This is a genomic window from Streptomyces sp. NPDC059008 (assembly GCF_042749045.1).
In the GTDB taxonomy this organism is placed as follows: Bacteria; Actinomycetota; Actinomycetes; order Streptomycetales; family Streptomycetaceae; genus Streptomyces.
In genome coordinates this window covers 515,337-525,210 of record NZ_JBHYJC010000003.1, presented here as the reverse complement: position 1 = coordinate 525,210, position 9,874 = coordinate 515,337, and the positions used below count along the sequence as shown (strand labels likewise).

Annotated in this window: 9 protein-coding genes; 5 read left to right on the top strand and 4 right to left on the bottom strand. The window is 68.8% G+C overall.

Annotated features, from left to right (window positions below; translation table 11 throughout):
• Positions 1–348: 348 nt before the first annotated feature.
• The gene (locus tag ACFWZH_RS07745) at positions 349–822 is read right to left on the bottom strand and encodes a DUF2000 family protein (RefSeq protein ID WP_384426761.1); all 474 of its coding nucleotides are present in this window, start codon (positions 820–822) and stop codon (positions 349–351) included.
• A 34-nt stretch (positions 823–856) separates the two neighbouring features.
• Between ACFWZH_RS07745 and ACFWZH_RS07740 the strand changes: the two genes are divergently transcribed.
• Positions 857–1,675 (top strand): helix-turn-helix domain-containing protein, encoded by an 819-nt coding sequence (locus tag ACFWZH_RS07740; RefSeq protein WP_384426760.1) that lies wholly within the window; start codon positions 857–859, stop codon positions 1,673–1,675.
• A 435-nt stretch (positions 1,676–2,110) separates the two neighbouring features.
• Here ACFWZH_RS07740 and ACFWZH_RS07735 read toward each other — a convergent pair whose 3' ends face one another.
• Positions 2,111–2,737, bottom strand: a complete 627-nt coding sequence (locus tag ACFWZH_RS07735) for a TetR/AcrR family transcriptional regulator (protein WP_384426806.1) — start codon at positions 2,735–2,737, stop codon at positions 2,111–2,113.
• 561 nt (positions 2,738–3,298) lie between these two features.
• Here ACFWZH_RS07735 and ACFWZH_RS07730 point away from each other — a divergent pair.
• The 3 genes from ACFWZH_RS07730 to ACFWZH_RS07720 all read left to right on the top strand — a co-directional run bounded on the left by ACFWZH_RS07730 (position 3,299) and on the right by ACFWZH_RS07720 (position 5,682).
• Positions 3,299–4,351 (top strand): VOC family protein, encoded by a 1,053-nt coding sequence (locus ACFWZH_RS07730; RefSeq protein WP_384426758.1) that lies wholly within the window; start codon positions 3,299–3,301, stop codon positions 4,349–4,351.
• A gap of 62 nt (positions 4,352–4,413) precedes the next feature.
• On the top strand, positions 4,414–5,295 hold the full coding sequence (locus ACFWZH_RS07725) for a GNAT family N-acetyltransferase (RefSeq protein ID WP_384426757.1): 882 nt from the start codon (positions 4,414–4,416) through the stop codon (positions 5,293–5,295).
• Positions 5,296–5,526: 231 nt separating this feature from the next.
• Positions 5,527–5,682, top strand: a complete 156-nt coding sequence (locus ACFWZH_RS07720; protein ID WP_384426755.1) for a hypothetical protein — start codon at positions 5,527–5,529, stop codon at positions 5,680–5,682.
• A 563-nt stretch (positions 5,683–6,245) separates the two neighbouring features.
• On the opposite strand, the gene ACFWZH_RS07715 is transcribed toward ACFWZH_RS07720, so the two are convergent.
• Positions 6,246–6,809 carry a dihydrofolate reductase family protein gene (locus ACFWZH_RS07715; RefSeq protein WP_384426754.1) on the bottom strand — a complete coding sequence of 188 codons (564 nt, stop codon included), beginning with the start codon at positions 6,807–6,809 and terminating at the stop codon, positions 6,246–6,248.
• A gap of 591 nt (positions 6,810–7,400) precedes the next feature.
• Here ACFWZH_RS07715 and ACFWZH_RS07710 point away from each other — a divergent pair.
• Positions 7,401–7,646, top strand: coding sequence for a hypothetical protein (locus ACFWZH_RS07710; protein ID WP_384426752.1), 246 nt, complete (start codon positions 7,401–7,403; stop codon positions 7,644–7,646).
• Between the two features lie 190 nt (positions 7,647–7,836).
• Here the strand turns inward: ACFWZH_RS07710 and ACFWZH_RS07705 are convergent, their stop codons facing one another.
• A complete protein-coding gene (locus ACFWZH_RS07705; protein ID WP_384426750.1) occupies positions 7,837–9,252 on the bottom strand; it encodes a DEAD/DEAH box helicase in 1,416 nt (471 codons plus the stop codon).
• Positions 9,253–9,874: the final 622 nt, after the last annotated feature.

Sequence of the window (9,874 nt, the reverse complement as noted above, 5' to 3'; positions counted from 1 at the left end):
GCTTCTTTTTGTTTCGGGGGGTCCCGGCGCCCCCCCCCCCCCCCCGCCGGTTCTGGTTTTGGGGGGGGGGGGGGGGCCGCTGGCGGCGGCCCCCCCCCCCCCCCACCACGTCCTGTGCCGAAGCGCGAGGGACGTCACCGTCGCTGTCGTCCGAACTGGGGCTACCCACCGCCCGAAGCAGGGCGGCTGTCACCGACGAGGCGGTCTCGTGGTCGCCATAGCCCCATGCGATAGCCACCCCGCCGCCCGAGGGCCGACGGTAAGGGCCGAGTACCGGAGGCCGAGTGTCGAGGGTCGAGGGCCAGGGAACAGAATCAGGATCGGCGAGGTCCGAGATCGCGAGATCGCTCAGGGGTGCATCCGCGCGCCCTTGAGGACCTTGTCCACCGCGTTGCGCGGCCCGTGCACGGCGATCCCTACCAGATCGAGCTGATCCTTGCCCACGGCCCGTACAGCCGCCCGGTTGTCCCTGTCGTTGCCCGTGTGGAACAGGTCCGAGGTGAACACGGCTCTTGGCAGTGAGCGAGACAGCGCACGGGCGTGCGCGGTGGTCAGCATCTCCTTCGTACCCTCGAAGACCAGCACGGGCTGGCGAAACATCGGCAGGTACGCGGTGTCGTCGGCGTCCTCGTACGGCTCACCGATCAGCTCGGGCGACGCCGTGCCGAACCCACTGACCAGGAAGGCGGTTACGTTCAGTCGCTGCCACGGCTCAAGGTCCTCGCGCAGCAGGACAGCGATCTTGGTGTCGAAGCGGACAGGCGCGTTCTCGTAGCCCGCACCGGTCTCGACCCCGGCCTTGGTCTCATGCTCGGTTCTCATGCTTCAAGACTCCCGAGCGCACGTGAGCTGCGTCTTGTACGTTCTTTGCGTGACGTCCCGGCAAGAAGTCTCCGCTTGGCGGCCGCCGGTCGCGGGGGTCGTGGAGGTCTTCCACGCCCACTTCACCGAGCACGCCTACCCCATGCACGTCCACGACGCGTGGACACTTCTGATCGTCGACGACGGCGTGGTCCGCTACGACCTGGACCGCCACGAGCGCGGCACGCCGAGCGACACCGTGAGCCTGCTCCCGCCACAGGTCCCGCACAACGGCTCCCCCGCCACACCTCACGGCTTTCGCAAGCGCGTGCTCTACCTCGACATGACGCAGCTGGACGAAAGCTTCATCGGACCAGCAGTAGACAGTCCGGACCTCACCGATCCCGTCCTGCGCAGACGCATCGGACAGCTGCACGCGGCCCTCGGTAGCCGGGGCGACGAGTTCGAGGCGGAAAGCCGTCTGGCTCTCATCGGCGAGCACCTGCGCGAGCACCTGCGTCCCGGGCCGGCCGTCGCCGACGCGCGGCCCGACCACAGTGTTGCCCGGAACCTGCGTGACCTCCTTGACGAGCGGCTGCTCGGGGTCGTCACCCTGGAGGAGGCCGCGCGCCTGCTCCACGCCCATCCCACTCATCTCGTACGCGCCTTCAGCGGCGCCTTCGGCATCGCCCCCCACCAGTACGTGGTCTCCCGCCGCGTCGACCTGGCCCGCCGCCTACTCCTCGACGGACGGCCGCCGGGCGAGGTCGCGACCGCCGCCGGGTTCTACGACCAGTCCCACCTCAACCGGCAGTTCAAGCGGGTCGTGGGCGTCACCCCGGGCCGGTACGCCCGCAGCGGTGCTGCCGGCTGAGCGGCCGCGCGCCCCCGCCCCGCCACCGCCTGCTTCGCAGCGGAAGCGGCTCCCGACTCGCCCCGCGCCGTTGGCCGGCCAAGAGCCGATCGCTCGACCGGTACGAGGACCGACGCCCAGATGGGCCGAGGACACGGGACGCCAGAAGAAGAAGATGCCGGCGCGGCCGGTCCGGGCGCCTGGGGATGGCTAGGCCGCGCTCAGCGGATTGACCGCGGTCGTGTGCGCTTCGCGATGATGGGTGTGGCTGGCTGGTGACGTTGCATGGTGCCGGCCGGCGTCATTCAGCCAGATGACGCCGGTTAACGCATACGCGCTGCGCCGGGCTGCCCGTCGATCCTGGCGGACGCTGCGGCGCCTCAGCCGTCGATGTCGAGGCGTCGATGTCGAGGCGTCGATGTCAAGGCGGAAGCCGTCTGACGTGAACGCGGCGGGTTACGAGGCTGCGGTGGTGGGGTGGTTGCCGAGGGCGGCTAGCAGGGTGCGGAGGTGGTCGGCCTCCGGGATCAGGGTGGCCTCGATCTCGTCGTCGGAGTGGCCGGCCAGGGTGAGTTCCTGGATGCGCCGGAACAGCAGACGGTCCGCTGCGGCGATCAGGGCCGCGGCGGCGCGGGGCGCGATGGCCGGGACGGGATCCTGGGCGACGGCAGCCAGGGCCGTGGCAAGCGAGTCCTCCCGCTGCTCGTGCAGTTCGCGCAGCCGGGCACTGAGGGTAGGGCTGTCGGCGACCATGCGGGCGAACGCGGAGCCGGTGAAGCCGACGACGGGGCTGTGTTCCAGCAGGGCGGAGCGAAACGTCCGTTCCAGGGCGGTGAGCGGCTCTTCGTCGGGCTCTCGCTCGGCGACGGCTTGAGCCAGGCCCTGGGTGAACGCCTCGTGGTGGTCCAGGGCGAGGTCTTCCTTGCGGGGGAAGTAGTTGGTGACGGTCTTCTTGGCGACGCGGGCCGCGGTGGCGATCTCGGTGATCGTGGTCTGCTCGAAGCCCTGCGCGATGAAGAGCCTGGTGGCGCAGTCGGAGATCAGCTGCCTGGTCTCCTGCTTCTTGGACTCGCGGAGCCCCATCTCGGTAGCCATGGAGCAATCTTACACCCGTAGCAAAAATATGCTTGACCTACCTACTCGACTCTGATTAAAGTTACGTCCGTCGTAAAGTTCGCCCGAACGAACGGACTGGGGATGCCCAAGCCCAAGCTCACCGACTTCATCGGCACCACCATCAACGGCTTCATCGCCGCCCCGACGGCCACTTCGCCTTCTTCATGCCGCACCTCAGCGGCGACTTCGCTCCGCACCTGATCACCGAGTACACAAGTACACGAACGCCCTCCCGACCCGGGCCGCGTGGCCTCGGAGTCGCCGACGCACCCATCACTCGCTTCGACGCCGTGCTCCTGGGCCGCGGCACCTACTCCCCCGGACTGACTGCCCACCTCACCAGCCCGTACGTCCACCTGCGGCAGACCGCCCTCTCCTGCTCGCTCACCATCAGCCCAGACCCCCCCAGCCGTCGAGCTCACCACGGAGGACCCGGTGACGCTCGTCCCCCGTCTCAAGCAGGAGGGGACGGGCTCGGTATCTGCCTCTGCGTCTGCGTCTGCGTCTGCGTCTGCGTCTGCGCCGACCTTGGCCGGCCAACTCCTGCCCGAGATCGACGAGCTGATCGCCAAGCAGCACCCGATTCTGGCCGGCTCCGGCATCCCGCTCCCGCTCCCGCTCTTCCACGCCGACTTCTCGCCTCGCACCTTCAGCCTCACCAACAGCCGCGCGTTCGAGGGCGGAACCTCGTCCTCACCTACGCGAAGACGCCCGACTAGCAACGCACCCGCCCCCCGCACCCGCCCGCACCCACATCAGATTCACCACCCGAACCTGACAGGAGCCACCTTGCACGTCACCACCTCCACCTTGTCCCTCACCGTCGCCGATGTGGACGCCTCCCGCGACTTCTTCTGCGTCCACCTCGGCTATCAGGTCGCCATGGCCGCAGACGGCTTCGCGTCCCTGACCCGGGGCGGCGACGCCGCAGCCGACATCGTGCTGCTGCGCAGCGGGACCGAGGTCCTCCCGCCCGAGCAGCGCGACCAGCAGGCCACGGGGCTGATCCTCGCGCTCACCGTCACCGGCATAGAGGCAGAGGAACAGCGCCTGCGCGAAGCGGGCGCCCCCATCACCATGCCGTTGCGCGAAGAGCCCTGGGGCGAGCGGCTGTTCCAGCTGACCGACCCGAACGGAGTCGTTGTCCAACTCGTCGAATGGGCCACCCCCGACGAGCCCGCGCAGCCTGAGAAGCCCGAGCAGCCCGCCGTGCACGTGATCAGCCCCACCGCCGAGAACGTCACCGAGTCCCCGAACGCCCGTATGACCGGTCTGGCCGCTCCCAGCCGGGGCAGCACGGAGCTGAGCACCTGGACCGTCGCGATGGAGGCCGGCCAGAGCGGACCCGAGCACTTCATCAGCCGCGAACAGGTCTGGACGGTGACCGCCGGCGTCCTCGAAGTCACCTACGACGGCCGCAGCGAGAAGATCACGGCCGGGCAGACCTTCGTCCTCCCGCCAGACGTGCTCCGCCAGGTCCACGCCCCGCAGGCGGCCGAGGCGCACGTCGCCATGCGCGCGGACGGCGTGGCCTCCGTCCCCGGCACCGAGGGCACCCGCGTCCTGCCCTGGGCCCAGTGACAGCATCGCGCAAGACGAATCCCACCCCACCCCTCGTAGATCCTTCTCGTAACGGAGCCAGCTTGTCCGCACGCATCACCACCCTGACCGACCCCGCGGAGACCTCCGCCGGGCGCCGCCTGGCCTGGCTGGCCTCCGACCCCGAGGGCCACCCCGTCGGGTCCGCCTTCCTGCGCCTGTTCACCAAGGACGGACAGCGGCACCTCGCCGAGCTGGACGTTCAGGTCCACCCGGCCGAACGGCGCCGGCGGGCGGGCTCCCTCCTGCTCGCCGCGGCCGTCACCGCCGCCCGCGAGGACGGCCGCCGTGCCGTCATATCCCAGGCCCAATCCGACTCTCCCGGCGCCGGCTTCCTCCTCGCCTCCGGATTCCGCGCAGTGCTGGCCCTGACCTATGCCCGACTCCCGCTGGCCGACGCGGACCTTTCCGCTCTCACCGCCGTCGCGGAGAACCCGCATGCCGGCTACCGGCTGGCGTCGTGGGAGGGGCTGGTGCCCGACGAACTCGCCGACACCTTTGTGGCATCGCGTCGCGCCATGGACGACATGCCGATGGGCACCGTCGACTACGGCACGGTCGTCTGGGACCTCGATCGGGTACGGGCAGCGGCCTCGGCTGTCGCCGCACGCGGGGACGTTCTCCACACCGTGGCGGCCATCGACCGGTCGGACGGCTCCATCGCCGGGTTCACCGAACTCGTCGTCCCCGGCAGCGGGACGGGCGACGCCCAGCACTATGGCACGGCGGTGCTGCCCGAACACCGAGGCCACGGCCTCGCCCGCTGGATGAAGGCCGCCTCGATCGTCCAGGCTCGTCAGCGCCACCCCCGCCTCGGCAGCCTGCTGACCGACACCGCCGACAACAACCCGTACATGCGGCGCGTCAACGACGAACTCGGATACCTCCCGACGCACACCGCCCACGAGTACCAGCTCGACCTGTAGACGCATCGCGCAGCGGCCTTGCACGCCCGGCACATGCGTGAAGTCCCTGGTGGGACTGGCCTCACCACAAGATCATGTCCGTAGCCACCAGGGGCTTCACGTTGGTCACCCATGCCGCCACGCTCGACGTCCCGGGCCGCATCGTCGAGTTCCTCACCCGCCTCCTGGCCGCCATCCGCCGACGGCTGCGCACGCCGCGGTTCTCGAGCGCGCGGTCCCTTCCGCCAGTCCGTGCTGGTGCTGCGCTGGTTCCGCGAGGGTGGCTGCGTCCAGTTCCTGGCCCGTGACGCCGACATCTCCCAGGCCACCCCGCTACCCGGCTACCGCTACCTGTACGAGGGGATCGACGTCCACACCCACCAGGTCCCGGTCCGCACAGGGCTCTGACAGGGTGTCAGGAGTCCGGACGACGCACGTCATCCTCGACGGCACACTCATCGAGAGCGACCGCGTCGACGGCGCCCGCGACAGCGGAAACGGCTGGTGGTTCAGCCCAAAGCACGCGACGTTCGGCAGCAACATCCAGTTCCTGTCCTCAACCGGACGGATCGCCTCTGTGGGTGTAGGACATCGAACCGGGACCTGTCCCGGACATCACCGCGGCCCGCCTCCAGGCACTACCCGCCCTGTTGAAGGCCGCTGCCGAAGGCTTGCCCACTCCCCACGCACAAGGGCTACATCGGCGCCGGCATCGGAATCCACGCCCCGTCCGGCGCCCTCGCCGCCGCGGCACCGGCCGCCGGCCCGAGCAGGCCCTCCACGTCGACACCCGCATGCTAAACACCCTGATCAGGCACGCACGCACGCCCGCACGTCCGCAAGCCCGCACGTCCGCAAGCTCGGCGAGCGCACCGCCGCAGAGCACCAGGAGCGCTGACCCGCTCTCGGGCACGTCCCCCTCAGCTCCTCCCCGATCGTCGCCATCGCCCGGACCGAAGCGGACGAACCGGCTAGCGCGCCACGCGGTAGCGGAGGTAGACGACTTGCGAGCCGAATGTGCGGGTCTCGACGAGTTCGAGATCCACCCGGCGCTGGCGCTGGGGAAAGAACGGAATACCACCGCCGACGAGTACCGGGTAAACCCTGGTCCGGTACTCGTCGATCAGGCCCAACGCGGCCGCCTCGGCGGCGAGAGTCGCGCCGCCGATCGCGATGTCGCCCTCCCCCGGCTCGGCTCGCCACCGCTCGATCTCCTTCGCCAGGCCGCCGGAGGCCAGGCGGGCATTGCCCTGCACCGCCGACAGCGTGGTGGAGAACACCACCTTTGGGAGCGCCTTCCAGATCGCGGCCCACTCGAGCATGGAGTCGTCGAGCGATGGATCCTGGTCGGCGGTCTCCCAGTACAGCATCGTCTCGTACAGCCGTCGTCCCAGCAGGTGGACGCCGACGCCTCGAATCTCGTCGGTGACGAAGCGAAAGACCTCCTCGTCAGGCGCCGTCCAGTTGAAGTCGCCGTCTGGCCCAACGATGTAACCGTCAAGTGAGACGCCCATCGAATAGGTCACGCTGCGCATCGGAAGTCCTCCTCGACAACGGAATCGACAGTACGACCGCCGGACGCCGCCGGCTCAACGCGGCTCGCGGAATTCCTGGGACCGAGTCACCTCACGAGATCATTTCGTTGAGACACCTCCCTGCCGACGACCTTGAAGTCGCCCCCTTCGCCGCTCACTGGCTACGAAATCTGCGGTGCGGCGGGACCGGGTGGAGCTGACGACCAAGTCCTACGCCGATGGTGTCGCGCTGCACAAGACGGGGACGTCTGAGCTACGTAAGGAGATCACGTCAACCATTCACGAAGCCGGAATGCCTGTTCATGACGAGCAGCTGCCGACTCGGGCGCGACCGGCCGCAGCTGATTGCTTCTGAATTTGCGCTCCTCGAAGGTCTCCCTCCATGGGCTCGATGGGCTGGATGGGCTGGGTGGGCGTGACAGTCCCCGGCTGGGCAGGCGCGCCCAGCCCACGTTTGGAGCATCTGCGGTTTCGTGTGGCTCCATCCACTGATGCACTGAGAGCCGCGACCGTTTTCCACCCGGATGAGGGATGTGCCGCGCTACCGGGCGTTGAACGATTCGGGCACTCCCTGAAGAAAGGAACCAAGCCGTGGCAAGCATCGAAGACCGCGTCAAGAATCTTCTGACACAAAAGCTGATGGTGGAGCCGAATGAGGTAATCCCCGATGCACAGTTGAGGGAAGACCTGGGTGAAGAGGACGGTGACAACGGCCCCCTGGCAAACTTCCTCTCCGAGGAGTTCGGCATCACCTGTCGGGAGGACGACGTACGGAACATGGATCGCGTTCAGGACGTCATCGACTTCGTCAAGCAAAGAATGACGCAAACGGCCTGAGCTCGATATCCCTCCGTAGCGACCGAGGGAATCGTCAGCCCTTCAGCAGCTCACCGGAGCTGCTGAAGGGCAGTGCGCGTGTGGGCGCCCTCAGCGACGGCGGACATGAGTGGCCGCCGCCAGAGCTTCGGGCAGGGCCGGAGGTTCTCGATCCCGTGATCAGGAATATGGGGCGATCGGGCAGCGGCTCTCAGTTGCCGCGGCGCACCCGGGCCGCCTTGCGGGCCTCGGCGAGCTTTCGGGCCTCGGTGGCCTTGCGGGACTTGCCGCCGGTGCCGCGGGAGGCGTCCTTGCTGGTGCCCAGGCCGCGGAAGGGGGCGTTGGTGTTCTTGGCCCGGGACGCGGCGGGCCCGCCGTCGAGCGGGGTGCCGGAGGGGGCCTTGGCGCCGGTGATGCGGCTCAGCTCCGCCTCACCCGAGCGCACCTTGGTGATCTTCGGCTCGATGCCGGCCCCGACCATCAGCCGGCTCATCTCGCGGCGCTGGCCCGGCAGCACCAGCGTGACGACGCTGCCGGACTCACCGGCCCTGGCGGTGCGGCCCGCGCGGTGCAGATAGTCCTTGGGGTCGGTGGGCGGGTCGACGTTGACCACGAGATCGAGGTCGTCGACGTGCAGACCGCGGGCCGCGACATTGGTGGCCACCAGGACGGTGATCTGGCCGTTCTTGAACTGCGCGAGGGTCCGGGTGCGCTGCGGTTGGGATTTTCCGCTGTGCAGGGCCGCGGCGTGCACTCCGCTGGCCCGCAGATGCCGGGTGAGCAGGTCGACCGCGTGCTTGGTGTCCAAGAAGAGCAGTACGCGGCCGTCGCGGGCGGCGATCTCCGTGGTGACGGCGTACCGGTCGGGGCCGTGGACGACCAGCACATGGTGGTCCATCGTCGTGACCGCGCCCGCCGACGGGTCGACGGAGTGGACGACGGGGTCGTGGAGGTAGCGGGTGACCAGGTGGTCCACGTCGCGGTCCAGGGTGGCCGAGAACAGCATCCGCTGGCCGTCGTGGTGCACCTGGTCGAGCACCTCGGTGACCTGCGGCAGGAAGCCCATGTCGCACATCTGGTCGGCCTCGTCGAGGACGGTGATCCGTACCCGTTCCAGGCGGCAGGCCCTGCGCTCGATGAGGTCGTGCAGACGGCCAGGGGTGGCGACGACGACCTCGGCCCCGTCGCGCAGCGCAGCGGCCTGCCGGCCGATCGACATGCCGCCGACGACCGTGGCCATCCGCAGCCGGAGCGCGTCGGCGTACGGCGCGAGCGCTTCGGACACCTGTTGGGCCAGCTCCCGGGTAGGCACCAGGATCAGGGCGAGGGGCTGCTTCGGCTCCGCACGCCGCCCGGCCGTCCGTACGAGCAGCGGCAGGCCGAAGGCGAGCGTCTTGCCCGATCCCGTACGCCCGCGTCCCAGGACGTCGCGTCCCGCGAGGGCGCTGGGCAGCGTGGCTGCCTGGATCGGGAAGGGCTCGCGCACGCCGCGCTCGGTGAGCGTTCGCAGTACCTCGGCCGGCAGTTCCAGGTCAGCGAAGGAGGCGACCGGGGGCACCATCGGGGTGAGGGGCGCCGGCTGGGCGAGGTCGCCGTGCGTGGTGGCGGGGCGGTCGGGGTGGTTCATGGAGAGCCTTCCGCATGGGGAACGTACCGAGGAAGGCCCGGCAGGAACGAGCAGCCGACGAACAGTGGGAACCGGATGGCCGGAGCCGCCGGCCGTCACAGCCGTCCAAACGGTTGAGGGTAACACAGAGTGAAAGTGCGACCTGGCGTTGCGGTGCCGATCGCTCCGCCTTCGTCGGTGACGCGAAGCAGGATGAGAGCCCTTTGCCCTTTCCGACGTGGCTAGCCGAGGATCCCTGTTCGAAAAACAGCGCGAGATCGCATCGAAGCGGGGACACTCGGACCAGGAAAAGGGAACGGCTCAACCACTTCGCGATGTCTGAAGGCTCACGCAAAGCGGGCAGCAAGGGTGGTAGGTGGTAAAGCACGGCGGGAGAAGACTCTTCTTTCCGAGTAGCGGAACATCTCTCAGTCGAACCAATCAAGCCCCGGCCAGGATTAGCCAGGGCTTGAATTGTGAATGGGGACGCCCACCCATCACCCATCGGTCACGCAGGGAAATTACGGTGCGGCCGCTAGCCCTTCACCCGGGCCTTGTCGGCCTGCATCATCTTCAGCGAAAACACCGAAGACGATCTTGGCAGGCGCCGACCTCGTTGGCGGGGAAACGGCTCGGATTCATC

What these genes read in the sequence shown, in the direction of transcription:
- ACFWZH_RS07745 (WP_384426761.1), bottom strand. Translation starts at nt 822, where the DNA reads ATGAGAACCGAGCATGAGACCAAGGCCGGGGTCGAGACCGGTGCGGGC.
- ACFWZH_RS07735 (WP_384426806.1), bottom strand. Translation starts at nt 2,737, where the DNA reads ATGGGGCTCCGCGAGTCCAAGAAGCAGGAGACCAGGCAGCTGATCTCC.
- ACFWZH_RS07715 (WP_384426754.1), bottom strand. Translation starts at nt 6,809, where the DNA reads ATGCGCAGCGTGACCTATTCGATGGGCGTCTCACTTGACGGTTACATC.
- ACFWZH_RS07705 (WP_384426750.1), bottom strand. Translation starts at nt 9,252, where the DNA reads ATGAACCACCCCGACCGCCCCGCCACCACGCACGGCGACCTCGCCCAG.